This is a genomic window from Massilia terrae (assembly GCF_024753145.1).
GTDB classification, from domain to species: Bacteria; Pseudomonadota; Gammaproteobacteria; order Burkholderiales; family Burkholderiaceae_D; genus Telluria; species Telluria terrae.
Window position 1 is genome coordinate 1 of the sequence record NZ_JANUGU010000005.1, and the last position, 26833, is coordinate 26833.

The window sequence follows — 26833 nt, forward strand, 5'->3', positions numbered from 1 at the left end:
AAAAAAAACCCCGGCAAGCCGGGGTTTTCTCATGCAAGCACCAGATTAGAACTTGTGGTTGTACTCTGCGGTCAGCTTGAAGCTGCGCGGATCTGCGTAGTACAGCACGCCGCCGTAGGTCGACGAACGGTTGGTACCCGAGTTGTACTGCTCCAGGCGCTTGATCATCGGCTGCGAGTTGGTCACGTTGAACGCGTCCAGCTTGATGCTCAGGCCCTTGAAGAAGGTCGGCTTGTACACGATGTTCATGTCCAGCGTCTTGGTCCAGCCGTAACGGCCGAGGCTGCCACGCGGGGTGAACACGTTGGTGGTGTAGTTGCCGGCGCCCAGGCAGTAGTGCTCGGCCGAGTAGTTCGGCGAGCCCGGGTTCGGGTTCGGGTTCTTGCCGATGCAACCCATCGGACGGCCGGACTCGATGTCCAGGTTGCCGCCAACGGTCCACTCGGTGGTCAGGTCATACCAGCCGTAGGCCTTGATCTGGTGGGTACGGTCGTTCGGCAGCAGGCCGTTCGCGCCCTTCATGATCTCCGGGTAGTCCCATGCCATCGTTGCCGACACGTCGGCCTGGCCGGTGTTGGTATCCGACAGGGTCTGGCCTTCGGTGTTGCCCTTGTCGCGGCTCCAGGTGTAGTTCACCTTGCCGTACCAGCCGTTGCGGTACGGGTGCTCCAGGAACAGGTCGAGCGCGGTGTACTTGCGCTCTGCCTTCTCGAAGCCCAGGTCCGCTGCGCTCAGGTGCACACGGGTGTAGTTCGACATCGTGCCGGCGTAGTCGACCAAGAAGTCGTTGTCCGTGCCCGGGTTGAACGAGGCGCAGTTGAAGCCGCCGTAGTTCGACTCGTTGATGTTGTGCGCGGCGGCGTACTTGTCGAACGGACGCTGGTCGCAGAAGTCGTCGATGGTCGACTTCAGGGTACGGTAGGTGAACTTCGCGCCGAAGTTCAGGTCAGGCGACCAGGCACGCTCGAAGCCCAGGGTGATCTCGTCCTGGTAGGACGGCTTCAGGTCGATTGCCGCCAGGGTCTTCGGATCCTTCGCCTGGCCGAACTCGTTGTTGGCCGACAGCGGATTGGTGATCTGGGTCAGGCCGGTCGGCTGGCCGTTGGCGTCGGTACCGGTGTACACGAAGTACTGGGTGGTGTTGAGCGAGCCGTTGGCGCCGCGCAGTGCCACCTGGGTCGGGATCGGCACCGAGTAGCGGCCGGCGCTACCGAAGACCTTGAAGCTGGAGTCGCCGTTCACGTCCCAGACCGCATTCGCGCGCGGCAGATAGCTGTGCTTCTGGTCGATGTACTTGGCGTGGTCCTGGTTGGCGTTGTAGAAACCTTCGTTACGAATGCCGATCGACACCAGGACGTTCTTGGTGGCTTGCCAGCGGTCTTCCAGGTACTGCGCGGTCTGGCCGGCGTAGGCGCTCGAGACGGTCGAGTAGATCGTCTTGCCGACGTAGAAGCCCTTGGCTGCCAGGCCACCGTAGCCGGCGATCGCCGGGATGGTGCCGCCTGCGACCGGGACTGCCTTGGTCGGGTCAGTGTTCAGGCCGTAGGTCCACAGCGCGCCGCCCGCATAGGCATCACCGGCGTTGAGCGATTCGATCTTGTTGTTGTCGATACCGCCGCGCAGGGTGTGCGAGCCGAGCTTGTACTCGAGGTCGAGACGGAAGGACTTGACCTGGTCGTTCGCGCCGCTGAACGGGATGGTGCCGGTCAGGGTCTGGCCGCTGTTGTAGTTCAGGCCAGGGGCCTGCGCTTCCTTCGGTGCGCTGATCAGGGCCAGTGCCGGGTTGTAGCCGGCCGGCTCATAGATGTGCTTGGACTTCATGACACCGTACTGGCCGCTGACGGTGAAGTCCTCGGTCAGGGTACCGGTATAGCGCAGCATCTGGACTTCGGCGCCGTTGGCAGCGTTGTTCTTGGTGTGGATGCTCGACGTCGGGGTGGTGCCGGTGGCGCGCGTCGTGTAGTTGTAGCTGTAGTACGACGTATTGGTGTCCGGCGTGTCACCGAACGAGGTGTACTCGAGGCGGTGGTCGTCGGTGATGTTCCAGTCGAACTTGGTGTAGTAGCGGTCCAGGTTGGTGTGATAGCGGCGGAAGCCGTTCACTGCCAGCGTGGTCGAGGTGCTGCCGCCGATCACGTCGGCGACGTCGGTCTTGGTGCGCTCGCCCGCCACGAACATGAACAGCTTGTCCTTGATGATCGGGCCGCCGACGTAGGCGCCATATTGCTGCTGGGAACGGGTGTTGTCTTCGTTGCGGATGCGCAGCTTGCCGTCGGTGGCGGCCGAGGTGGCCACGCCGATCACCGGGTAGTAGGCATCCTTGGGCTTCGAGCGCCACTTGGCCGGAATGGTCGAGTACAGGGCGCCGGCTTCCCAGTTGTTGGTACCGCTCTTGCCGGTGACGTTCACGACGCCGCCGATCGAACGGCCGAAGTCAACACCGTAGCCGCCGGTCTTGATCTCGGCGGTGGCGATGGCGCCGAACGGCAGCTCGGACGCGCCCAGCTGGGTCAGCGGGTTGGTGACCGGGAAACCGTTGATGTAGTAGGCGTTCTCCGACGGCGAGCCGCCGCCGATCGAGTGGCCGGCCGCATAGGTCGGGTCGCTGCGGGTGGTGTTCGGGGCCAGCTGGATGATCGCGTCGATGTTGTGGGCGACCGGCAGCTTTTCCAGTTCACGGGAGGTGAAGGTGGCGCCGTTGGTGGCGTTGGTGACGTCGATGCGGCTGCGGCGGCCCGACACTTCGACGCGTGCCACGGCTTGCTCGCCGAACACGAATTCCGAACCCTGGCCGGCGATGACGTCGGTATCCGAGGTGCGGCCGTTCAGGCTGCCGCCCTGCAGGGTGGCGCGGTAGTGGCCCGGCAGCAGCGCGGTCGCGGTGAACGCGCCCGATGCGTCAACCTGGACGGTACGCTGCTGGTTGGTGTCGGTGTTGCGGATTTGCACCGAAGTGGCGGCGCCGGGGGCAACCTTGCCGTACACGGTACCAGCCGCGTTCGACTGAGCGTGAGCCGGATGCATCACGGCGGCGGTCATTGCTGCCGTGGAGAAAGCGATCGACAAAGCACGTGCTACTACAGTTTTTCTTAACATGTGATTTCCTATTGTTTTGTTTATCCCGCGGCGGGCAGCACCACCCCGCCCCAGACCAGGTTCATGCTACTTGTTCACCTGTACTGCTCTCTTGGTCCCACTACTTTTTCTTCCTTTCACCCCAGCGGTGAAACATTCATTCTCTTTGCGAAATGTCAAAGAAATTGAATTCGGACATAAAACCATAGCGGGAAACAGAGTGTCAACTTTGCTAATTAATCGTATGCATAGATACAACACATGCTGAGAAGAACAAAATAATATTCGATAGAAACCCCAAAATTTCCCCAAAAAAAAGCCGCCCCGGAGGGCGGCTTCGACACACATCGGAGAGGTCCGATTAGAACGCGTGGTCGTATTGCACCGTGAACTTGACGGTACGCGGCGAGGTGTAGCCGACGAAGGCGCCCGGAGTGCCGTAGGTCGGCGAACGGGTACCGTCGTCGTTGTTGTACAGCTGGTCGATCTGCTGCACGGTCCGCTTGTTGAACACGTTGAACACGTCCGCCTTGAGCGACAGGCCCTTGACAGCGGCCGGACGGAAGGTGAGCGAGGCGTCGAACCGCACGTCCCATGGCAGGCGACCGGCCGAGCCGCCCGGCGACGGCGGGTTGGCGCCGTTCGGGCCGAAGCAGTAGTGGTAAGCCGCGCCGTAGTCGGGGAAGCCGGCGGTCTGCAGGGCGATCGGGTAGGTGCCCAGGCAGGTGATCGGTTCGCCCGACGCCGCCAGGAAGTTGCCACCCAGAATCCACTGCGGCACCACTTCCCAGTAGCCGAAGGCCTTGATCTGGTGCTGGCGGTCGTTCGGCAGCAGGCCGTTCGCGTACTGCATGATCTCGTAGTGGTCCCAGGTCTGGGTCGCCGCGACGTCGGTCTGCGCCACCGCCGACAGGGTCTGGCCCTCGGTATTACCCTTGTTCTTCGACCAGGTGTAGTTCACGCGGCCGTACCAGCCGTTGCGGTACGGGTGCTCGAGGTACAGGTCGAGCGCGGTGTAGGTACGCTTGGGCTTTTCGGTAAAGCCCATGTCGGCCATGGTGAACGAGACCGGGGTCAGGTTCTTGCCGGTGCCCGAGAAGTCGACCAGGAAGTTGTTGGTCCGGCCCGGGTTGATCGAGGCGCAGGCAAAGCCGCTCCAGTTGTCGGTGTTGATGTTGTGGGCCGCCGCGTACTTGTCGAACGGGCGCTCGTCGCACCAGTCGTCGATCGTCGTGCGCAGGGTACGATAGGTGAACTTACCGCCGAAGTTCATATCCGGCGAGTAGGCACGCTCGAAGCCCAGGGTCAGCTCATCCTGGTAGGACGGCTTCAGGTTCTGCGCGGCCACCGTCTGCGCCAGCTTGGGCTGCCCGAACTCGTTGTCCGGGGACACGATCGGGGTCAGCGCGGTCAGGCCGGTCGGCTGGCCGTCGGCGCCTACGCCGGTGTAGGTGTAGTACTGGCGGGTGTAGGTCGAGATCGAGGCGCCACGGATCGCGATGTGGGTCGGGATCTGGATCGAGTAGCGTCCGATCGAGCCGAACACCTTCAGGCTGGCGTCGCCGTAGGTATCCCAGACCGCCGACAGGCGCGGATTGATCTGGTTGTTCATGCTCAGGAAGGATTCGCCGTTACCGTTCTTGTTCTTGTACTGCTCGACGCGAATGCCCGGGGTAACCAGCAGGTCCTTGGTGACTTGCCACTTGTCCTCGATGTATTGCGCCGACTGGTCCGAGAACGCCGAGGTGATGTCGTTGAAGATCTGCTTGCGCACGTAGTAGCCCTGCGCGGCCAGCGGACCGGAACCATTGTTGATGGTGGTGTGGTAGCCGGTCAGCGAGCTGACGCCGTTCGGGTTGCTGGTCTTGTAGTAGGTCCAGGTGAAGCCGCCCGCGGTCTCGTCGCCGGCGCCATACGACGACAGCTTGTTGTCGTCGATACCGGCGCGCAGGGTGTGGTCGCCCAGCTTCCATTCGAGGTCGACGCGGCTCGACTTGACCTTGTCGGACGAATAGGCGGAATTGATGCGCTGGCCGGCGAATGGCTGCGGGTTGGTGTAGTTGATGCCGGGCGCCTGGGCGCTCGGATCCGAGAACGTGACGCCCGGGATCGCCGCGTTGTAGTTCAGGCGGTTGTTGATGTGGTCGGTCTTGTTCTCGCCGTGCAGGATCTGCAGCGTCAGGTTGTCGGTCAGGTTGCCGGTGTAGCGCAGCACATTGGTCTTGGCGCCGATGGTCGGGGTGACGTTGGCCACGCTCTCGAAGTGGCCGCCCGAGCTGACAATGCCGTTACGCGCGAAGGTGCTGTAGTTGAAGCCCGAGTACGCCAGGTCCGATTCCGGCTTGTCGCCGATCGAGGTCCACTCCAGGCGGTGGTTGTCGGTGATGTTCCAGTCGAACTTGGCCAGGTAGCGGGTGGTCTTGTCCTTGCGGTGCAGCCAGCCTGCCGGGTTGTCGCCCTTGCTGTCGGCCGAATCGGCGGTAGCGGCGGTGCCGTCGCGCTTCTTGTTGATCTGCTCGGCCGACACGAACATGAACAGCTTGTCCTGGATGATCGGACCGCCGACGTAGAAGCCGCCGCGGTTTTCCGATTCGGTGGTGGTGTCGTTCTTGGCGAACAGCTTGCCGTCGGTCGGGTAACCGTTGTTGGCGTAGTACACGTTGCGGGCCTTGGCGCGCATGCCCGACGGCTCGGTGCTGGCCTGGACGCCTGCTTCCCAGCGGTTGGTACCGGACTTGGTGGTGATGTTGACCACGCCGCCGATCGAACGGCCGAACTCGGCGCCGAAGCCGCCGGTCAGGATCTGGGCCTGCGAGATCGCGCCGAACGGCAGCTCGGAGGCGCCCAGCTGGGTCAGCGGGTTGGTGACCGGGAAGCCGTTGATGTAGTAGGCGTTCTCGGAAGCGCCGCCGCCGCCAAACGAGGCGCCGGCCGCGTAGCGCGGGTCGGCGCGGGTGGTATTCGGGGCCAGCTGGATGATCGAGTCCACGCTCTGCTGGATCGGCAGCTGGGCCAGCTCCTTGGCGGTGAAAGTCGCGCCGTTGTTGGCGTTGGACACGTCGATGCGGCTGTGGTGGCCGACGATGCGGACCTTGGTCACGCCGGCTTCGGCTTCGCTGATGAAGGATGCGTCCACGCCCTGGCCGACCAGCACATCCACCTCGGTGGTGTTGGCGACGGCGTTATTGCGCATCAGTTCGACTTTGTAGTGACCCGGCGGCAGTGCAGTCGCCGTGTAACGGCCCGACGCATCCGGGGTAACGGTGCGGCGCAGGCCGGTCTCGGTATTGCTGAGCACGATCGAAGCGCCGGCCGCATTGTCCACGCGGCCGAAGATATTACCGGAAGCATTCGACTGGGCCATCGCCGGCTGCACGACTGCAGCCGAGATAGCGGCCACTCCGAAGGCGATCGACAAAGCATGTACCAAAACTGTTTTTCTTAACATTTTAAGTCCTTTAGGTAATGCCCCACCCCGGATGGGATGGGCTTCGCGTCATTGGTTTTTCACCCGTCTATACAGGTCCAATGCGTGCACAAGATGGGAACATAGGAAAAATTAAAGGTCTATTAAGCAATTGTAATCCATGAAAGAAAACAACACTTTGTAAAATTGGCAGCTCCCACCGCCTTGTTTATGAAACATTTGTGTTAGAAAAAATTACAGTCATACAGATATGGATCTTGCATACCTGCAAGTCTCAGCGCGCTCTCCTGCCGCGCGCCAGCCCGCCATTTCAGCGCACCCTCCCCTGATCGAGATGACAACCCACAAAAGAATAGCGGAAAGCTTTCGCTTTCCGCTGTAATGTGTATGCGGGGCACAACGCCCCGCACGGTGGAGCTGGATCAGAACTGGTAGTTCAAGCCCATGCTGAAGAAGCGGCCGACAGCGCCCGACTGGTGCAGCGACGCGTTGTACGCCGTCAGTGCGCCCGAGTTGCCGTAGGTGGCCACGTCGATCGGCGGCTGCTTGTCGAACAGGTTCAGGATCGAACCACGCAGGGTCAGGTTCGGCGACAGCTTGTAGCTCAGGTTCAGGTCGGTGGTGGCGAACGACGAGATCCGGCAGAACTGCGGCGGGGTAACGCTACCGAAGAAGTAGTTGCGGTTGCCCACCACGCTGGCCGCGTGCGAGCAGTCCATCGCGGCCGCTCCCTGCGCCGGGTCCAGCGCCGAGTAGGAATCGACCCAGTTCACGGTCGCGGTCAGCGACATCGGGCCGCGGTCCCAGCCCAGCGTCAGGTTGGCGCGGTTCTTGGGGCTGCCCGTGTCGCCGCCGATCACTGCGGGACCGTGGGTACCGGCCAGTTCGACCGTGGTGCCGGCGTTGGTGATCTGGTAGCTGATCATGTGGGTCAGGACCAGTTCCGCACGGCCGGTGCCGAGGTCGCCGAAGCGATGACGCGCACGCAGGTCCAGCTCGGCGCCAGTGGTCATCGTGCGGCCGGCGTTCACGTAGCCCGAGGTGGCGTAAGCGATGGTGCCGACCGACGGGATGCCCTGCACGGTGCCGCCCTTGCCGTCCGCAATGTCAACCGGGAACGGCTGGTTGCGCACATAGCTCGGCACGAAGCCCGGCAGGCCGCTGGCGGTGTTGATCTGGTTGCGCACGTCGATCTTGTAGTAGTCCAGCGAGGCGTTGATATCGCGGCTCGGCTCCAGGATCGCGCCCAGGGTGTACGACTTCGAGGTCTCCGGCTGCAGGTCCTTGGTGGTCAGCTGCACGAAGGTCGGGGTGTAACCGCAAGCCGACGGCACGTTGCCGGCGGTCTTAGGATTGCCGTCCTTGCACAGGATCGGATCGTCGATGCCGTGGAACGAGAAGAAGGCGCTGGCGGTGCCGACTTCGGCCGCGTTCGGCGCGCGGAAGCCCTTGGCGAAGGTGCCGCGGATCGACAGCATCGGGGTGGCCGTCCACTTGAACTTGGCGCCCGGGGTGAACGAGTTGCCGTAGGTGTCGTAGTGGTCGTAGCGGGCCGAGACGCTGGTTTCCAGGTTCTTGACCGGCGATCCGGCCAGCTCGGCGAAGGCGGCGGTGTCGGTCTCCTTGCCGAAGGCATAGGCCGAGCCGTTGCCGACCACACCCTGCGACAGCAGGCTGGCCGGCGGCGCGTTCAGGTCCTTGTGGGTCCACGACAGGCCGGTCGCGATCGACAGCGGGCCGCCCGGCAGCTGCATCAGCTCGCGGGTGCCGTGCAGTTCGGCGAACTGCAGCTTGGACTCGGTCACGTTGACGAAGCGCGGCGAGATCACGGCCATGTCGGCCGGGCTGTTGCCGCCCAGCGGGTTGAACGGATTGGTGGCGCGGTTCAGGGCCTGGTACAGGGCGTAGCGGTTGACGTAGCCGCTGTAGCGGTCCTTCACCTCGACCTTGGTCAGGCCGCCGGCGGCGCCGATGTCCCAGCCCATCCAGCTGCCGGTCAGGTCGACCGCCAGGCGTTGCGCGGTGGAGGTGTTGTCCTGGGTACGGTCCGGGCCGATGTCGGGGATCTGGCCGTACAGGCGGGCCGGCGCGCCCAGCTTGTTCAGCGGGTAGGTCGCCGGGAACACGGTCGAGCCGTAGATGTTGACGATGTTCGGACCCTGGCCCGGGATCAGCGCGGTGTTGCCGGTGAAGCTGGAGGCCGAGAAGGTGGTCGGCAGTCCGCGCGCGTTGATGCCGGTGCGGCGGAACTGCGAGGCCTTCACCGCCAGCGTCCAGTCCTCGCCGAGCTTCTTGGTGAAGCCGGCCAGCAGGTTGACGTTCTGCGATTCCGGCTGCAGGTTGCTGACGGTGTCGCGCACCCAGCAGCCGCCGGCCATGTACTTGTCATAGTTGCAGCTCGGGTCGAGGAACTGGAAGTTGGCCGGGTTCTTCACGCCGCCGGTGCCGGTCGGGTTGTAGAAGAACGGGCTGCTGCCCGGCGCCAGGAAGCTGTTGAGCGCGCTCGGCACGCCGCGCTGCTGCGAGACGCCGCCCAGGGCGCGCCAGTCGCCGCTGGCCCAGAACTGGCTGTCGCGCTGGTAGACCTTGATCGCGTCCGCGTGGCGGAACTCGGCGCTGACGAAGGCGTTGTAGCCGTCCTCGACGAGGTCGCCGAAGCCGCTGATGATCCCCACCTTGTGGGTCTTGCCGCCGCCGTGCTGCGAGTTGCCCACGTCGGCCTTCACCGAGGTGCCCTTGTAGGTTTTCTTCAGGATCACGTTGACCACGCCGGCCACCGCGTCCGAACCGTAGATGTCCGATGCGCCATCCTTCAGCACCTCGATGCGCTCGACGGCGTCAAACGGGATCGAGGTGATGTCGACGAACTGGCGCTGGGCGTCGTCCGACAGCGGATACGGGGCCATGCGGTGGCCGTCGATCAGCACCAGGGTCAGGCCCACGGTCAGGCCGCGCAGCGACACGCCCGCGGCGCCGTTGGCGAAGGCGCCGGCGAAACCGGTGCCCAGCGTGCCCTGGCCGTTGGCCGACAGCGACGACAGCACTTCGGCCACCGAGGTGTGGCCGCTCTTGGCCAGGTCTTCGGCGGTCAGCACCTGCACCGGCGCCGGGGTTTCCTTGTCCGCACGGCTGATCAGGGAGCCGGTCACGACCACGCGCTGCACTGCCGGCTGGTTGGCGGTGGCATCCTGCGCCATGGCCGGCACTGCCAGCACCGTCAACGCACCGACCACCGCAAGCGGCAGCGATTTCATCTTGCATTGCATGTCTTTCTCCTCAGCGATAGGGGCTCGTCCCCTGTTGTTGTGCACCGCCCGCGCGACGCGCAGGATGGCGTTTTTCGGCGCTTGAACTTGTCTCTTGTCCTACCGAAACACGGCATCAGATCACGCGGTATTTACCCAGTCAACATATGTATTTACGTAATACAACATCTACAAAAAAATACTTGACCACGGGGCAAAAGTGCCGATGTCGCATGGCCCGGGCGCGCACTGCCGCGGCCGCGTGAACCGGGTAAAATAGCGGGTTGAATTGACCCGGCGCCGCGCGCGCCGCTCCCCCCATGCTACGAATCGCCGAACTAAAACTGCCCCTCGACCATCCGGAGTCCGCGCTGCGCGCTGCCTTGCTGGCGCGCCTGGAGGTGCCCGACGACGAGCTGGTCGATTTCACGGTCCACAAGCGCGCCTACGACGCCCGAAAGAAGAGCGCCATCGCGCTGATCTACACGATCGACGCCCAGGTGCGCAACGAAGCGCAGGTGCTGGCGCGCCTGAAGCGCGACCCGCACGTCGGGCCGGCGCCGGACATGGCCTACCGCTTCGTGGCCGGACCCGACGCGATCAAGCCCGGCGCCGAGCGCCCGGTGGTGATCGGCATGGGCCCCTGCGGCCTGTTCGCGGCCCTGATCCTGGCCCAGATGGGCATGCGCCCGATCGTGCTGGAACGCGGCAAGGTGGTGCGCGAGCGCACCGTCGACACCTTCGGCTTCTGGCGCCAGCGCAAGCTGAACACGGAGTCGAACGTGCAGTTCGGCGAAGGCGGGGCCGGCACCTTCTCGGACGGCAAGCTGCACACCCAGGTCAAGGACCCGAAACATTACGGCCGCAAGGTGCTGACCGAGTTCGTCGAAGCCGGCGCGCCGGAAGAGATCATGTACGTCAGCAAGCCGCACATCGGCACCTTCCGCCTCGTCAAGATGGTCGAGCACCTGCGCCAGAAGATCATCGACCTCGGCGGCGAGATCCGTTTCGAAACGCGGGTCGACGACATCCTGGTCGAGGGCGAAGGCGCGGCGCGCGAAGTGCGCGGCGTGGTGCTGGCCAGCGGCGAGACCATCCCGACCCGGCACCTGGTGGTGGCGGTCGGCCACAGTGCGCGCGACACCTTCCAGATGCTGTACGACCGCGGCGTCTACGTCGAGGCCAAGCCGTTCTCGATCGGCTTCCGGGTCGAGCACCCGCAGTCGCTGATCGACGTGTGCCGCTTCGGCCCCAACGCCGGCAACAAGATCCTCGGCGCCGCCGATTACAAGATCGTGCACCACGCCTCCAACGGCCGTTCGGTGTACAGCTTCTGCATGTGCCCGGGCGGCACCGTGGTGGCCGCGTCGTCGGAAGAAGGCCGGGTGGTCACCAACGGCATGAGCCAGTACTCGCGCGCCGAGCGCAACGCCAACAGCGCGATCGTGGTCGGCATCACGCCCGAGGACTATCCCGGCCACCCGCTGGCCGGCATCGATTTCCAGCGCGCGCTGGAGTCGCGCGCCTTCGTGCTGGGCGGCTCGACCTACGACGCGCCGGGCCAGCTGATGGGCGACTTCGTGCGCGGCGTGCCGTCCAAGGAATTCGGCTCGGTGAAGCCGTCGTTCCGCCCGGCCGTGCACCTGACCGACCTCGCCACCTCGCTGCCGGAATACGCGATCAGCGCGCTGCGCGAAGCCTTCGTCGCCTTCGACAAGCAGATCAAGGGTTACTTCCGCGAGGACGCGGTGCTGACCGGGGTCGAGACCCGCACTTCGTCGCCGATCCGCATCAAGCGCGACGACGACACCCTGCAAAGCCTGAACACGCGCGGCCTGTTCCCGGCCGGCGAAGGCGCGGGCTACGCGGGCGGCATCATGTCGGCCGCGATCGACGGCATCAAGGCCGCGGAGGCGGTAGCCCGCTCGATGGCCGCGTAAGCCGTGGCCGGCCAGCAGTCCAATCCATTCCTGCCCGCGCTGGCGATCGCCGCGGCCATGGTGTCGCAGTACGCCGGCGCGGCCTTCGCCAAGCAGCTGTTCCCGCTGGTCGGCAGCGACGGCGTCACCGCGCTGCGCGTGGGCCTGTCGGCGCTGCTGCTGCTCGGCTTCCTGCGGCCCTGGCGCACGCCGCCGGCGTGTGCGGACATCCGGCGCCTGCTGCTGTACGGCGTGACGATCGGCTGCATGAACCTGCTGATCTACCGCGCCTTCGCGCTGATCCCGATCGGCATCGCGGTCGCGATCGAAGTTACCGGCCCGCTGACGCTGGTGCTGCTGTCTTCGCACCGGCCGCGCGATTTCGGCTGGCTCGCCTGCGCGGTGCTCGGCCTGTGGCTGCTGCTGCCGCTGCACGCGAACGCCCCCGCGCTCGACCTCGTGGGCGTGGCCTGTGCCTTCGGCGCGGCGGCCTGCTGGGCGCTGTACATCGTGTTCGGCAAGCGCGCCTCGAACGCCAGCGGCGGCAATGTGGTCGCGTGGGGCATGCTGGCCGCCAGCGTGTTCGTGGTGCCGGTCGGCGCCGCGCATGCCGGGCGCGCGCTGCTGGCGCCGGCGCCGCTGCTGGGCGGCCTCGCGGTGGCGGCGCTGTCCTCGGCCCTGCCCTACACGCTGGAGATGATCGCGCTGCGCCGCTTGCCGCAGAAGGTGTTCGGCATCCTGGTCAGCGCCTCGCCGGCGGTCAGCGCGCTGGCCGGCTTCGTGGTGCTGGGCGAACGCCTCGCGGCGCTCCAGTGGCTCGCGATCGGACTGGTGATCGCCGCTTCCGCCGGCAGCGCATGGAACGCGGGACGGGGCCAGGCGTAGACACCGCTGCCGCCGCTGCGTAGACTAGGCCGTTTGCCAACCTGTCCACGAAAGCTCCGAATGCGCCGCCTGACCGCCCTCGCCTGCCTCGCCTTCGCTTCTTCCGCTTCCCTCGCCACCGACTACAGCCTGCCCGCCACGCCGTCGACGGTCGCGTGGGGCTACTACTCGGGCATGGCCAAGCCGGTGCTGACCGTGCGCTCGGGCGACACGGTGCGCATGCAGACCCTGTCGACCTGCGGCTCGCCCGAGCGCCTGATTGCGCGCGGCGTCAAGGCGGAGCAGATCCCGCCGTACACGCAGGCGATCTACGAGCAGGTGAAGGACAAGGGACCGGGTGGCCACATCCTCACCGGCCCGGTGGCGATCGCGGAAGCGGAACCGGGCGACGTGCTGGAGGTGCAGATCCTGAAGGTCGAACTGGACGCGGACTTCGCCTGCAACGGCTTCGGCGTCGGCAAGGGCTTCCTGCCGATGGACTATCCGTACAGCGGCTCCAAGATCATCCCGCTCGACCGCAAGAAGATGATCGGCCACTTCGGCCCGGGAATCGAGATCCCGCTGCGGCCCTTCTTCGGCAGCATGGGCGTGGCGCCCGCCGGCGGCAAGATCGACAGCGCGCCGCCCTTCGTCCACGCGGGTAACCTCGACAACAAGGAGCTGGTGGAAGGCACCACGCTGTACATTCCGGTCGCGGCCAAGGGAGCTCTGTTCGAGGCTGGCGACGGCCACGCGGCGCAGGGCAACGGCGAAGTGGACATCACGGCGCTGGAGACCTATTTGACCGGCACCTTCCGCTTCATCGTGCACAAGGACCGGCGCCTCGTGTGGCCGCGCGCGGAGACGCCGACGCATTACATCTCGATGGGCTTTTCAAAGGACCTGAAGGAAGCGACCGAGCTGGCGCTGAAGGACATGATCGCCTTCCTGGTGCAGGAGAAGCACCTCTCGCGTGACGACGCCTACATGCTGGCCAGCGTGGCGGTGGATATGGAGATCACCCAGCTGGTCGACGGCAACGTGGGCGTGCACGCGATGTGCCCGAAGAAGATCTTCATTACCAAGAACTAAAGCTACCGTCGTCCCCGCGCAGGCGGGGACCCATAGACCGCGTGACAGGGCGCTCAGCATGGATTCCCGCCTGCGCGGGAATGACGGTTCCGCTTCTTGTGGGGAAGTTCGGGCCCTACAGCCAGCCGGACTTGCGGAAGCGGTAGTAGAGGTAGCCGCACACCGCCACCATGACCAGCACCGCGATCGGGTAGCCGTACTTCCAGTGCAGCTCCGGCATGTCCTGGAAATTCATGCCCCACAACCCAGCGAAGGCGGTAAATACGGCGAAGATTGCCGCCCATGAGGCCAGCCGCTTGTTGACCTCGCCCTCGCTGATGGTGACCAGCGACAGGTTGACCTGGATCGCGGTGGCGATGGTGTCGCGGATGGTGTCGAGGCGGCCGTTGATGCGCAAGAGATGGTCCTCGACGTCGCGGAAGTAGTCCTGCACCTTGAGCGCCAGCGCCGGCACGCGCCCGCCGTGCAGCCGCCCGGTCGCTTCCAGCAGCGGCGTGACCGCGTGGCGCAGCCGCAGCGATTTGCGCTTGAGGTCATACAGCTGCTCGACCGCTTTGCGCTGTGCCCCGCCGCGGAAAATGCGCTCCTCGATTTCGTCCAGCTCCTCCTCCAGCTTTTCGATGACCGGGAAGTAGCGGTCGACCACCGCATCCATCAGCGCGTACAGCACGAAGCCGGCGCCTTTCTTGAGCAGCTGCGGCTCGCGCTCGGCGCGCGCGCGCACGTCGAGGAAACCCTGTTCGGTATCGCGCCGCACCGACAGCACATAGTTCGGGCCGAGGAACACCATGACCTCGCCGGTGCACAGCTGGCCGTCGCGTTGCTCGACGGTGTGCATCACGGCGAACAGGGAGTCGCCGTATTCCTCCATCTTGGGACGCTGGTGGCCGCGCATCGCGTCCTCGACGGCCAGTTCGTGCAGGCCGAATTCGTGCTGCATCTGGACCAGCTCGACCTCCTGCGGATCGCGCAGCGCGACCCAGACGAAGCAGCCGGCCCTGGCCAGGTAATCGCTGATGTTCTCGACCGGGATGTCGGCGAGTTTTTTTCCTTCCTGGTAGGCGACGCAGTTGATCAGCATGTGGGGACGGCAAAGACAATGATGGTGGTAGAGCTTACACCATCTGAGCGGCCTGTATCGTCACCATAGGAACGAACGTCGTTCCCGCCCGCGCGGGAACGACGATCTCTCTTAGCAAACGCTTGTGGCTGACTACTCGTCGCGCGCGCCGTCGATCCCCAGTTCTGCGATCTTGCGCGTGATCGTATTGCGCCCGATCCCCAACCGCTGCGCCGCATCGTTCTTGCGCCCGTGCGTGAACTTCAGCGCCGCCTTGATCAGCGCCGTTTCGAACTGCCGCCCCAGCACGTCCATCAGCTCGTGGCTGCCCGCGCTCAGCATGCTCGCGGCCTGCAGTTCCAGCAGTCCCGCCCAGCCGTCCGCCGCCGGCGGCGCCGTCATCGGGATATGCGCCGGCTCCGCCGCCAGCATCGCCGCGGCCGCCGTGCCCGGCGCCACCGATGCCGGCGCGGTTTCGCGCGACAGGTCGCGCGGCAGGTCCTTCACCTCGACCATCTGGCCGGGCGCCATCACGGTGATCCAGTTGCACAGGTTTTCAAGCTGGCGCACATTGCCCGGCAGGTCGAGCCGCGACAGGAAGGCCACCGCCTCGTCCGACAGCCGCTTGGGCTCCACCCCAAGCTGGTGCGCGCTCTGCACCAGGAAGTGGCGCGCCAGCAGCGGAATGTCCTCGCGCCGCTCACGCAGCGCCGGCAGGCGCAGGCGGATCACGTTCAGGCGATGGTACAAGTCTTCGCGGAACAGGCCGTCGCGCACGCGCTGCTCCAGGTTCTGGTGGGTGGCCGCGATCACGCGCACATTGGCCTTCACCGGCTGGTGCCCGCCGACCCGGTAGAAGTGGCCGTCCGACAGCACGCGCAACAGGCGGGTCTGCAGGTCGAACGGCATGTCGCCGATCTCGTCGAGGAACAGGGTGCCGCCTTCGGCCTGTTCGAAGCGGCCGCGCCGCATCGCCTGCGCTCCGGTGAAGGCGCCGCGCTCGTGGCCGAACAGTTCCGATTCCAGCAGGTCCTTCGGGATCGCCGCCGTGTTCAGCGCGATGAAAGGCTCGCTCGCACGCGGGCTATGCTTGTGCAGCGCGCGCGCCACCAGCTCCTTGCCGCTGCCCGATTCGCCGGTGATCAGCACCGTCACATTCGACTGCGACAGCCGCCCGATCGCGCGGAACACTTCCTGCATCGCCGGCGCATGACCGAGGATCTCGGGCGTCTCGGTCGGCGCGCTTTCCACGCTGGCTTCCTCGCGCAGGCTCTCCTCCAGCGCGCGCCGGATCAGCGCCACCGCCTGGTCGATGTCGAAGGGCTTGGCCAGGTAGTCGAAGGCGCCGCCCTGGAACGACGCGACCGCCGAGTCGAGGTCGGAGAACGCAGTGATCACGATGACTGGCAGGCCCGGATGGCGCGTCTTGACCGCCTGCAGCAGGTCGAGCCCCGATTCGCCCGGCATGCGGATATCCGACACCAGCACCTGTGGCGTGTCGCGCTCGAACGCGGCCAGGGCCTCGCGCGCGCTGGAGAAGCTGCGCGTCTCGAGCCCGTCGCGCGCCAGCGCCTTTTCCAGCACCCAGCGGATCGATGCGTCGTCGTCGACAATCCAGATTGGTTTCATGTGTTCGTGCTTCCCGCGTTGTGGTTCGACTTGAGCCCGCGGCCCGCACGCCCCCGCTTATGGAAGCGGCAGCAGGATGCGGAAATCCGTGAGCCCAGGCCGGCTCTCGCACTCGATCACGCCAAGGTGCTGCTGCACGAAAGTCTGCGCCAGCGTGAGTCCGAGCCCGCTGCCGCCCGCCCTGCCCGACACCAGCGGGTAGAACATGCGGTCGCGGATCTCGGGTGCGATGCCCGGTCCATTGTCAATGATATGCAAGTCTAATGCCAGCCCGTAGCGGACCTTGGCCAGGGTGACCTGGCGCGCCACGCGGGTGCGCAAAATGATCTCGGCGTCGCCCTGCGCGATGCGATCAAGCAGGGCCTGGGCCGCGTTGTGGGCGATGTTGAGCACAGTCTGGATCAGCTGCTCGCGGTCGCCGCGGAATTCGGGAATCGAGGCGTCGTAGTCGCGCCGGATGGTGAGCCCGACCGGGAATTCGGCCTGGATCAGGCTGCGCACCCGCTCGCACACCTCGTGGATGTTGACGTCCCCGACGATGTGCGGGCGCCGGTGCGGCGCCAGCAGGCGGTCGACCAGCACCTGCAGCCGGTCCGCCTCCTTGATGATGACCTGGGTGTACTCGGACAGGTCGGCCGCGTGCGCCGGCGGCAGCTCGCGTTCCAGCAGCTGGGCCGCGCCGCGGATGCCGCCCAGCGGATTCTTGATCTCGTGCGCCAGGTTACGGATCAGTTCCTTGTTGGCCTGGCTCTGGTCGAGCATGCGCTCCTCGCGGTCGAGCTTGAGCTGCTGGACGTTCTCGCGCAGCTCGACCACCACCTGGCCCTCGCCGGCGGCGGTGACGATGCTGTGCACATGCAGCGGCTCGCGCCCGTGGCGGCGCAGGGTCAGGTCCTGGCGGCGGTCGGACCAGCGCTGTGCCAGCGCCTCGGCGCACAGCTCGGCCAGTTCGCCGCCGTTGTCGAACAGCGCGGCCAGGGTCGAACGCCCGAGCTGCTTGACCGAGGTTTCGAGCAGGTTCTCGGCGGCCGGGTTCGCGTACAGGACGCTGCCGGCGGCGTCGACCACCAGCACGCTCGACGCCAGGAGCTCAAGGCCGGCGTAGCGCGCCGGGAGGGCAGATGCGGTCATTTGATGGTGGCCATCTCGCGCTTGAGCGCTTCGATATTCTGTTCGCTGCGGGCGATGTCGTCGCGCATCTGGGCCACGCGGGCCTGGTATTTGGCGTAGTTCTTTTCGCCGCCGACGCGTTCCGGCTCGCCGTTGTTGAAGGTGCGCTTGAGCTCATCGAGCTTGCCCTGTTCGCTGCGCAGCTCGTCGGCGAGGATGGCGCGGCGGTCGTCGTCGCGCGCGCGCTGCTCGGCCGGGGCGACCTTCGGGAAGCTGGCCGGGGCGACATTGGCGGCCGATGGCGCGCTGCCCTGGCGCGTGGCGGGCGCCGTGCGGTGCTGTGGCGGCGCGGCGATAAAGCCGGGCAGGTCGAGCGGCTTGCAGCCCGTTTTGGCGGTGTCGGTCAGCTCCACCCTGCCCTGCGCGTCGACGCATTTGTAGACCGTCGACTGCGCCTGGGCGTGAACGAGCGCCCCCAGCACCAGCAGCGGCGCGGCACGCAGGGAACGGCGGATCACAGTTGTCTTTCGCATCGTTGAGTAGCACGCAAAACCGTGCGGAATTCGGACCAGCCGACTATACCGCATCCACGAAAAAAAACGGGGAAAGCCCGCTTGGCTTCCCCCGTTTTCGCGTCGCTCCTGGCGCAGATTACGACGAATAGTACATATCGAACTCGACCGGGTGCGTGGTCATGCGCATGCGCTGCACTTCCTGCATCTTCAGTTCGATGTAGGCGTCGATCATCGAATCGCTGAACACGCCGCCGCGGGTCAGGAACTCGCGGTCCTTGTTCAGTGCGTCCAGTGCCTCTTCCAGCGACGAGCAGACGGTCGGGATCAGCTTGTCCTCTTCCGGCGGCAGGTGGTACAGGTCCTTGGTCGCGGCTTCGCCCGGGTGGATCTTGTTCTGGATGCCGTCCAGGCCTGCCATCAGCAGCGCGGCGAAGCACAGGTAGACGTTGGCCAGCGGGTCCGGGAAGCGGGTCTCGATGCGGCGGCCTTTCGGGTTCGCCACGTGCGGGATGCGGATCGACGCCGAACGGTTGCGGGCCGAGTAGGCCAGCTTGACCGGGGCTTCGTAGCCCGGCACCAGGCGCTTGTACGAGTTGGTGCCCGGGTTGGTGATCGCGTTCAGGGCGCGGGCGTGCTTGATGATGCCGCCGATGTAGAACAGCGCGTTTTCCGACAGGCCGGCATAGCCGTCGCCTGCGAACAGGTTCTTGCCGTCTTTCCAGATCGACTGGTGCACGTGCATGCCCGAGCCGTTGTCGCCGACGACCGGCTTCGGCATGAAGGTGGCGGTCTTGCCGTAGCTGTGGGCCACGTTCCAGATCACGTACTTCAGGTTCTGGGTCCAGTCGGCGCGCTCGACCAGGGTCGAGAACTTGGTGCCCAGCTCATTCTGGCCGGCGCCGGCCACTTCGTGGTGGTGCACTTCGACCGGGATGCCCATGGCTTCGAGGATCAGGCTCATTTCCGAGCGCATGTCCTGGAAGCTGTCGACCGGCGGAACCGGGAAATAGCCGCCCTTGACGGTCGGACGGTGGCCGCTGTTGCCGCCTTCGATTTCCTTGTCGGTAGCCCACGACGACTCGTCCGAGTCGATCTTGACGAAGCAGCCCGACATGTCGATCTTCCAGCGCACGCTGTCGAAGATGAAGAATTCCGGCTCCGGGCCGAAGTAGGCGGTGTCGCCGATGCCCGACGACTTCAGGTAAGCCTCGGCGCGCTTGGCGATCGAGCGCGGGTCACGGTCGTAGCCCTTGCCGTCCGACGGTTCGATCACGTCGCACTGCATGAACAGGGTGGTCTCTTCCATGAACGGGTCGATGTTGGCGGTGTTCGGGTCCGGCATCAGGAGCATGTCCGATGCTTCGATGCCCTTCCAGCCGGCGATCGACGAACCGTCGAAGGCGTGGCCCGACTCGAATTTGTCGAGGTCGAAGTGAGACACGGGCACGGTCACGTGCTGTTCTTTGCCACGGGTATCCGCGAAGCGGAAATCAATGAACTTCACTTCATTGTCTTTAACCAACTGCATTACGTCTGCGGCGGTCTTTGCCATTCGTATCTCTCCTAGTTGAAAACGGGTGTCGACCTCGATGGGCCTTGCGGTGCGACGGTGACGGTTGATTCAAAGCAGGTTCCGTGCCAGCCGCGCTGTATGTCCAAATGAACAATCTGTCTTTGGGAACCGTGCAGTTTACCCATAAAATCGATCGGTCTGCCGGCAAAGTGCGTTTCGTGCGTCAGCTTGGTGCATGCACCATTTTGGTGCATTTTGAGCAAGGAGCACCGTCGTGGTGCGCGATGCACCGCTTTGCAGCGAAAGCCGGCCAATTCAATTCCTGGAGGATAGAACAGATGAGCACGACTGAAGAGATCCTCGCCGAGGCGCGGAGCCGCGCGCCCGGGCAGCCCTACGCCGGGGCGGTGACGCCGGCGGAAGCGTTCAAGCTGCTGCAGTCCGATCCCAGGGTCAAGCTGGTTGACGTACGCACCACTGCGGAACGCGACTGGGTCGGGCGGCCGGCACTGCCGGAGGGGCAGCACGCGGCGGTGCAGTGGAGCCTGTATCCCGGTGGTGCGCCGAATCCCGACTTTGCCAGCCAGCTGGCCAGCGTGGCCGGGCGCGACGATGTGCTGTTGTTCCTGTGCCGTTCGGGAGTGCGCTCAAGGAACGCGGCGCGCGTTGCGACTGAGATCGGCTATCCGAATGCCTTCGATATCCTGGAAGGCTTCGAAGGTGATCGAGATGCCGAGGGGCACCGCAAGACGGTAAGTGGCTGGTGCAAGGCTGGCCTGCCCTGGGTCGGCGCCTGAAATACGACCGTCGGCACCACCTGGGGTCAGGTCGTCCAATGAATCAAGTTTGCGAAACAGGAACTCTTTTGCGACGGCGCCCTGGTTGGGATGCAATCTTGAGTCATTGGACGACCTGACCCCGAACCGCTCGTCGTCCCGGGCCTGCGCCGGGACGACGAGTTTTTGCTGCGTTTCTTATGCTGCAGGTTTTAATGCTGCGGCATCACCAGCACTTCCAGCCCCGATGGCGTCTGCGCCGCGTGGTAGACGCGCTGGGTCGCTTTCCTGAAGTCCTCCGCCTTGGCCTTCGGGATCGAGACGAAGGTCTGCGGATTCAAATCCACCAGCGGGAACCATGAACTCTGCACTTGCACCATGATGCGGTGGCCGCGGCGGAAGGTGTGGTTCACGTTGCCGATGTCGTAGCCGATCTCCTCCACCTTCCCGGGCGTGAACGGCTCGGGCTTCTCGAAGCTGTGGCGGAATTTGCCGCGCAGCGGATTGCCGCGCACCAGCTGCTGGTAGCCGCCCATTTCCAGTGACGGCGGCGGCACGTCGCGGCCGCGCGTGCGCTCCTCGCCGCCCGGGTAATCCTGCGGATACACGTCGATCAGCTTCACCACCCAGTCGGCGTCGGTGCCGGTGGTCGACACGAACAGCTTCGGCTTCACCGGGCCAGCGACGGTCACGTCCTCTTCCAGCACATCGCTCTGGTACACCAGCACGTCCGGACGCTTGGCCGCAAAGCGCTGGTCCGACACCATGAACTCCTGCGGCACGCCAGTGGTCGGGTAGCCGACGTAAGGCACCGGATGCTTCGGATCCGACACGTACTCGTCGTAAGCGCCGCCGCCGGCCGGCTGCTGCCATGACAGCTTGCCGTCCGCGCCGAAATACAGCGTGCGCGCCTTGGCCTGCACCGGTGGCCATGCGCTGTACTGGCGCCAGACGTTGGTGCCGGTCTCGAAGGCATTCACTTCGGCGATCTGCTTCGCCGGCTTCACGCCCTTCAGGTGCTCCTCGAAGAAGGGGAACTGGAGCTGCGTGCGGAAGTACTGCGAGGTCGCGCTGTCGAAGTTCACATAGCCCAGGCTCTTGCCGTCGCCGCGCGCCCAGCCGCCATGCACCCACGGCCCCATCACCAGGCCGCTGAAGGTCGCCGGGTTGTTCTTCTTGACCGCGTTGTAGATGCCGAACGGGCCTTGCGGATCCTCGGCGTCGAACCAGCCGCCCACGGTCAGCACCGCCGCCTTCACGTTCTTCATGTGCGCCGCCACGTTGCGCGACTGCCAGAACTGGTCATAGGTGTCGTGCTCGATGGTCGGCACCAGCAGCGTGCGCTGCTTGTCGGTCATCGTGGCGAGGATGTCCTGCATGGTCAGCTTCTGCAGGAAGAAGTCGTAGGCGTCGGTGGTGCCGTACTCGAAGCGCGACCAGGTCTTCGGCAGCGGCGTCGGATTCTCGGCCACCGTGAACGAGGCGTAAAAGCCGAAGTTCGCGGCCAGCATGAAGGCGCCGCCGTGGTAGGAGTCGTCGCCCATGAACAGGTCGGTCACCGGCGCCTGCGGGGAGGCGGCCTTGATCGCCGGGTGCGAGTCGATGATGCTGGCCGCGGTGTAGAAGCCCGGGTAGCTGATGCCGTAGATGCCGACCTTGCCGTTGTTGTTGGGGACGTGCTTGAGCAGCCACTCGACGGTGTCGTACATGTCCTGGCTCTCGATGCCCTCGCCTTTTTGCAGGTTCGCGTTCACGGCCGGCGTCGCCTCGATCCACTTCCCTTCCGACATGTAGCGGCCGCGCACGTCCTGCTGCACGAAGATGTAGCCGGCGTCCTCGAATTCCTTCGACGGTCCCAGCGAGGGCGGATACCAGTCTTCGCCGTAGCGCAGTTCGCCTTCCGCGTGCACGCCGGCGCTGTAGGGCGTGCGGCTCATCAGGAAGGGATAGGGCTTGCTGCTGTCCTTCGGCACGTAGACCACGGTGAACAGGCGCGTGCCGTCGCGCATCGGGATGCGGTATTCGTACTTGGTATAGCGCTCGCGCACGCCCGGCTTGGCCGGGGCGGCGGCATCGGCGTGGCTGGCTTCGAACCCGAGCGCGTGGGTGGCGCCGGCGCCGAAAGCCAGGGTAAGGCTGACGGCGAGAATGGGGAGCAGGCGGGGCATCGTTTCCTCTGGTTGGGAGCAAAACGGCCAGTTTAAATCCAATCGGCAATAAATGGTGTATTGGCAACATCGAAAAGTCGTCGGATTTTTACAAGCGGCGGGCGGGCCTGCGTCGCTACGATGCGCTCACTGAAACCGCCACTGGAGGTCACCATGTTTGACGTTGTCATCGTCGGCGCGCGCTGCGCCGGCGCCGGCCTGGCCTTGCTGCTGGCGCGCCGCGGCATGCGGGTCGCCCTGCTCGACCGCGACGAGTTCCCGAGCGATACCCTGTCCGGCCACTACCTGCACCAGTCCGCGGTCGCGCGGCTGGCCGGCTGGGGCCTGCGCGCCGGCCTCGACCAGCTGGGTTGCCCTGCCCTGCCTTCGATGCTGCTCGACCTCGATGGCGTCGAGCTGGCCGGATCCGCGCTGCCGGTGAATGGCGAGCACCTGGCCTACTGCCCACGGCGCTACGCCTTCGACGCGTGGCTGCTCGAAGAGGCGCGCGCGGCGGGAGCGGAGATCCACACCGGCGTGCGCGTCGACGGCTTGCTGTACGAGGACGAGCGCGTCGCCGGCGTGGCCGCGCGCAGCCGCGCGGGCACGCGGATGGAATGGCCGGCGCGGCTGGTGGTCGGCGCCGACGGCATGCAGTCCACGGTGGCGCGGCTGGCCGGCGCGCGCATGGCCGACCTGCGGCCTTCGTATGCCTGCGCCTACTACGCCTATTGGGAAGGGCTGGACCTGGGCCGCGCGGAACTCTACCTGCGCGGCGACGGCGTGCGCCGCTTCGCGGTGGCGGTGCCGACCAACGATGGCGCCACCACCGTCTGCGTGGCCTGGCCGGCCGAGGAGCACGAGCGCCTGCGCGGCGACCTCGATGGCGCCTACCACGCCGCTCTGCGCGCCCTGCCGCTGGGCGACAAGCTGGATGGCGCGCGCAGGCTGGACCGGCTGCAGGGCTGCATCAAGAACCCCAACTTCGTGCGCCAGTCGGCGGGCCCGGGCTGGGCGCTGGTCGGCGATGCCGGCTACCACAAGGACCCGATCACCGCGCAGGGCATGGCCGACGCGCTGCGCGACGCCGAACTGCTGGCCGATGCGATCGCGCTGGCCGACGGCAGCGCGCTGGACCCCGCCAGCAGCACCTACGAGGCGGCGCGCAACCGCATGCTCGGCCCCCTGTTCGACTACACCTGCGCCCTCGCCCAGCTGCGCAGCCCGCCGCCGGAGATGCGCGCGCTGGCGCAGGCCATGCAGCACCAGCCGCAGGCGCTGGCGCGCTTCTTCGGCATCATGGCCGGCTCGTTCGAACTGCCGGCCTTCTTCGATCCGGCACACGTGGCTGCGATCATGGACGGCAGCCTGGAAACGGCGGGCGCCCCGTGAAAACGTCTACAATTGGTCGATGAAGGGAGGCGACATGCAGGTGCGACGCTACATGCCGGGACAGCAGTTCGACGACGCGGTCGAGGCATACACGCTGCTCGAGATGGACCAGCACACGGTGGCGCAGCCGCTGCGCATGCTGCCGCCGCTGTCGATCTCCCTGTGCCTGCACTACGGCGGCCAAGTTGTCGCCGGCTACCGCAGCGAACTGGCGACCGTCGGCAGCGCGCTGACCGGCATGCACACGGCCCCGCGCACCTACGCCACGCATGGCAAGGTCGGGATCGTGCTGGTGACCTTTCGCGCCGGCGCCATCGGCCAGTTCTTCCGCCTCGACGCCGACGAACTGCTGCACCTGAACGTCGACCTGGCGGACCTGCTGCCGGCGGGCGAACGCGAACGTATCGAAGAAGCGCTGGCCGGGGCGCCGGACGACGGCGCGCGCGTGGCGCAGGTCGAGCGCTTCCTCGCGCGCATCCGCACCGGCATGCAGGCAGACCAGCTGGCGCGGCGCGCGGCGGCCATGATCGCGCAGCGCGGCGGCGAGGTGTCGATCGCGCGCCTGGCGGCCGCCCACCACCTCAGCGAGCGCCAGCTCGAACGCCGCTTCACGCGCGCGATCGGCATCACGCCAAAAAAATATGCGCGGCTGGCGCGCTTTCATCGCATGGTGGGGCAGATCGGCAAGGCCGGCTCGATCGCCGAGCTGGCCGCGGAGTGCGGCTACTACGACCAGAGCCACCTGGTGAAGGACTGCCGCCAGTTCAGCGGCGGCGTGGCCGAGCTGCTGCCGCACAGCGGCGTCACGGACCTGATCTTCGGCGAGACGTCCAGCCGCTAAGATCAGGGCCGCTCCAGCTTACCGATGACGCTCGCCACCTTGGTGGTGATGACATCGACTGCCGGACCATTTGCGCCGTGGGGCAAGATGACATCGGCATGGCGCTTGGTCGGCTCGATGAATTGCTTGTGCATCGGGCGCACCGTTTCCAGGTATTGGCCGACGATGCTCTCCACCGTGCGGCCGCGTTCCACGATATCCCTTTGCATCCGGCGGATGAAGCGGACGTCGGGTGCGGTGTCGACAAAAATCTTCAGCGACATCATTTTGCGCAAGTCGGCGTCATACAAGGCGAACAGGCCTTCGATCACGATGACCGGGGCCGGCTTGACCGGAATGGTCTTGTCGGAGCGGTTGTCGATCGTAAAATCGTACTCCGGCATCTCGATCGTTTCGCCATTGCGCAAGGCGCGCACGTGCTGCACCAGCAGCGGCCAGTCGAAAGCCTGCGGATGGTCGTAGTTCTGCTTCCGGCGCACTTCAGGACTGAGGTCCGACTGGTCGCGGTAGTAATCGTCCTGCATCACGACCGAGACCATATCGGTTCCGAACGATGCCAGTACCTGCTGGGTCACCGTTGACTTGCCACTGCCACTTCCGCCAGCGACGCCAATGACAAACGGAAGGGTGGTAATCGTATTCATCCCGATATGATACCGGAGCAGCGGCTAAACTGAGCAGACGCCGGCGCCCGCCATGTCATCCGCCCGGCAGCCGGGAGTGTCGCTTGCGATTCGCCAGAGCTTCACGCATACGCTCCCGTTTGCATCATCGAGAGCAAGCGCGACACCATCTCCTGCCCCTCGATCGTGACCATGTAATCGGCCGGGCGTTTGCCTTGCGCGTTACGGTGGCCTGGGCGATCCCGAACATTCGAAAAAACCGGTCCTGCGGAATGCCGAGGTCGGCAGCGAATGCTTTCAATTCGATAGCACCCACGCCAGCACGGATGAGCTCGATGCGATCGTTTGGCGAGGATTCATACAGGGCACGAAAATCGCGCAACTTCAGCCGTTTGTCCCGGCGCTTTAGCACCGATTCTTTTGACCTCTTCATGCCGCGCCTCCAACGAGCCAGTGCTCATATGAGCAGGGATGCCAGGCCAAATGAGCATCTCTTGCAAGCCGCTTACTGCCCGAGGATCGCCGCCAACGCACTGCACAGCTGCCCGCATTCCTCGTCGGTGCCGATGCTGATGCGCAGGTGGTTCTCGGTTTCCGGCGCCTTCAGGTGGCGGACCAGGATCGCGCGTTCACGCAGTGCCTGCGCCAGCTCGTCCGCACGGCGCGACGGATGGCGCACGAACAGGAAGTTGGTGGCCGACGGCAGCACCTCGAAGCCGAGCGCGCGCAAGCCTTCCGCCAGATGCTCGCGCGTCGCGATCAGTTGCAGGCGCTTTTCCTGGAAATAGTCCTCGTCTTCCAGCGACGCCACCGCGCCGGCGATGGCGAGCCGGCCGAGCGGATAGGAATTGAAACTGTCCTTGACCCGTTCCAAGCCCTCGATCAGATGGCGCTGGCCGAACGCGCAGCCGACGCGCAAGCCGGCCAACGCGCGCGACTTCGAGAAGGTGTGCACTACCAGCAGGTTCGGATACTTGCGGACCAGCGAGACCGCGGACTGCGCGCCAAAGTCGACATAGGCCTCGTCGACCAGCACCACGCGGTCCGGCTGCGCGCGCAGGATCTGTTCCACCTCGTCCAGCGACAGTGCGATACCGGTGGGCGCATTCGGATTGGCGAACACGACGCCGCCGCACGGACCGGTGTAATTGGCCGGATCGATGCGCATGCCTTCGTCCAGCGGCACGAGATTGGCCTGGATGCCGTACAGGCGGCAGTACACCTTGTAGAAGCTGTAGCTGACGGTCGGCATCAGGATCGGCGCATCCTGCATGAAGAAGGCGTTGAACGCGTGGGCCAGGACCTCGTCGGAGCCGTTACCGACAAACACCTCGTTGGGCGCCACGTCATGATAGGCGGCGAGCGCCTGCGTCAGCCGGGTGGACTGCGGATCGGGATACAGGCGCAGCCGCTCGTCGGCTTCGGCCTGCAGCGCCAGAATCACCTTGGGTGACGGCGGATACGGGTTTTCGTTGGTGTTCAGCTTGATCAGGCGCTCGATCCGCGGCTGCTCGCCGGGAACATAGGGCGTCAGCTTGCCGAGGTGAGGACTCCAGAATGTGGACATTGGGGCGCAGAATGGTTGAAGAATCGGAGGAATCTTCA

General features: G+C 65.4%; 18 protein-coding genes. 6 read left to right on the top strand and 12 right to left on the bottom strand.

All coding sequences use genetic code 11. The annotated features are described in order from the left end of the window. Positions 1–45: 45 nt before the first annotated feature. From NX778_RS15065 to NX778_RS15075, 3 genes are all read right to left on the bottom strand, one after another. Complete coding sequence (locus tag NX778_RS15065; protein ID WP_258812582.1) at positions 46–3096, bottom strand: TonB-dependent receptor; 3051 nt, start codon at positions 3094–3096, stop codon at positions 46–48. Positions 3097–3436: 340 nt separating this feature from the next. Then, positions 3437–6439, bottom strand: coding sequence for a TonB-dependent receptor (locus NX778_RS15070; protein WP_258812583.1), 3003 nt, complete (start codon positions 6437–6439; stop codon positions 3437–3439). A 485-nt stretch (positions 6440–6924) separates the two neighbouring features. Then, positions 6925–9768 carry a TonB-dependent receptor gene (locus NX778_RS15075; RefSeq protein ID WP_258812584.1) on the bottom strand — a complete coding sequence of 948 codons (2844 nt, stop codon included), beginning with the start codon at positions 9766–9768 and terminating at the stop codon, positions 6925–6927. Between the two features lie 299 nt (positions 9769–10067). Between NX778_RS15075 and NX778_RS15080 the strand changes: the two genes are divergently transcribed. From NX778_RS15080 to NX778_RS15090, 3 genes are read left to right on the top strand one after another with little or no spacing between them, the layout of a single operon-like run. Further along, positions 10068–11687, top strand: a complete 1620-nt coding sequence (locus NX778_RS15080) for an NAD(P)/FAD-dependent oxidoreductase (RefSeq protein ID WP_258812585.1) — start codon at positions 10068–10070, stop codon at positions 11685–11687. A 57-nt stretch (positions 11688–11744) separates the two neighbouring features. Beyond that, positions 11745–12551 (top strand): EamA family transporter, encoded by an 807-nt coding sequence (locus NX778_RS15085; protein ID WP_258812900.1) that lies wholly within the window; start codon positions 11745–11747, stop codon positions 12549–12551. Between the two features lie 60 nt (positions 12552–12611). Further along, positions 12612–13622: an acetamidase/formamidase family protein gene (locus NX778_RS15090; RefSeq protein WP_258812586.1), complete on the top strand. Its 1011-nt coding sequence runs from the start codon at positions 12612–12614 to the stop codon at positions 13620–13622. A 115-nt stretch (positions 13623–13737) separates the two neighbouring features. Here NX778_RS15090 and corA read toward each other — a convergent pair whose 3' ends face one another. The 5 genes from corA to glnA all read right to left on the bottom strand — a co-directional run bounded on the left by corA (position 13738) and on the right by glnA (position 19488). Continuing rightward, entirely contained in the window at positions 13738–14703 is a 966-nt protein-coding gene (gene corA, locus NX778_RS15095) for a magnesium/cobalt transporter CorA (RefSeq protein WP_258812587.1), read from the bottom strand. 132 nt (positions 14704–14835) lie between these two features. Then, positions 14836–16311, bottom strand: a complete 1476-nt coding sequence (gene ntrC, locus NX778_RS15100) for a nitrogen regulation protein NR(I) (protein ID WP_258812588.1) — start codon at positions 16309–16311, stop codon at positions 14836–14838. Between the two features lie 57 nt (positions 16312–16368). Beyond that, positions 16369–17442 (bottom strand): nitrogen regulation protein NR(II), encoded by a 1074-nt coding sequence (gene glnL / locus NX778_RS15105; protein WP_258812589.1) that lies wholly within the window; start codon positions 17440–17442, stop codon positions 16369–16371. Further along, positions 17439–17954, bottom strand: a complete 516-nt coding sequence (locus NX778_RS15110) for a DUF4124 domain-containing protein (protein ID WP_258812590.1) — start codon at positions 17952–17954, stop codon at positions 17439–17441. The genes glnL and NX778_RS15110 overlap by 4 nt, the downstream gene beginning before the upstream one ends. A gap of 118 nt (positions 17955–18072) precedes the next feature. Continuing rightward, the gene (gene glnA, locus NX778_RS15115; protein WP_258812591.1) at positions 18073–19488 is read right to left on the bottom strand and encodes a type I glutamate--ammonia ligase; all 1416 of its coding nucleotides are present in this window, start codon (positions 19486–19488) and stop codon (positions 18073–18075) included. A gap of 299 nt (positions 19489–19787) precedes the next feature. On the opposite strand from glnA, the gene NX778_RS15120 reads away from it, so the two are divergent. Continuing rightward, on the top strand, positions 19788–20246 hold the full coding sequence (locus NX778_RS15120) for a rhodanese-like domain-containing protein (RefSeq protein WP_258812592.1): 459 nt from the start codon (positions 19788–19790) through the stop codon (positions 20244–20246). A 191-nt stretch (positions 20247–20437) separates the two neighbouring features. Here the strand turns inward: NX778_RS15120 and NX778_RS15125 are convergent, their stop codons facing one another. After that, on the bottom strand, positions 20438–22393 hold the full coding sequence (locus NX778_RS15125; protein WP_258812593.1) for a CocE/NonD family hydrolase: 1956 nt from the start codon (positions 22391–22393) through the stop codon (positions 20438–20440). A 153-nt stretch (positions 22394–22546) separates the two neighbouring features. Here NX778_RS15125 and NX778_RS15130 point away from each other — a divergent pair, with 153 nt between their 5' ends. Together NX778_RS15130 and NX778_RS15135 are read left to right on the top strand one after the other, a co-directional pair. Beyond that, positions 22547–23764 carry an NAD(P)/FAD-dependent oxidoreductase gene (locus NX778_RS15130; protein WP_258812594.1) on the top strand — a complete coding sequence of 406 codons (1218 nt, stop codon included), beginning with the start codon at positions 22547–22549 and terminating at the stop codon, positions 23762–23764. A gap of 34 nt (positions 23765–23798) precedes the next feature. Further along, complete coding sequence (locus tag NX778_RS15135) at positions 23799–24605, top strand: helix-turn-helix domain-containing protein (RefSeq protein ID WP_258812595.1); 807 nt, start codon at positions 23799–23801, stop codon at positions 24603–24605. A gap of 2 nt (positions 24606–24607) precedes the next feature. On the opposite strand, the gene udk is transcribed toward NX778_RS15135, so the two are convergent. From udk to hisC, 3 genes are all read right to left on the bottom strand, one after another. Further along, positions 24608–25249, bottom strand: a complete 642-nt coding sequence (udk, locus tag NX778_RS15140; RefSeq protein ID WP_258812596.1) for a uridine kinase — start codon at positions 25247–25249, stop codon at positions 24608–24610. 124 nt (positions 25250–25373) lie between these two features. Next, entirely contained in the window at positions 25374–25661 is a 288-nt protein-coding gene (locus NX778_RS24655) for an antitoxin Xre-like helix-turn-helix domain-containing protein (RefSeq protein ID WP_370661337.1), read from the bottom strand. A 72-nt stretch (positions 25662–25733) separates the two neighbouring features. Continuing rightward, positions 25734–26795, bottom strand: a complete 1062-nt coding sequence (gene hisC / locus NX778_RS15145; RefSeq protein ID WP_258812597.1) for a histidinol-phosphate transaminase — start codon at positions 26793–26795, stop codon at positions 25734–25736. Positions 26796–26833 lie beyond the last annotated feature (38 nt).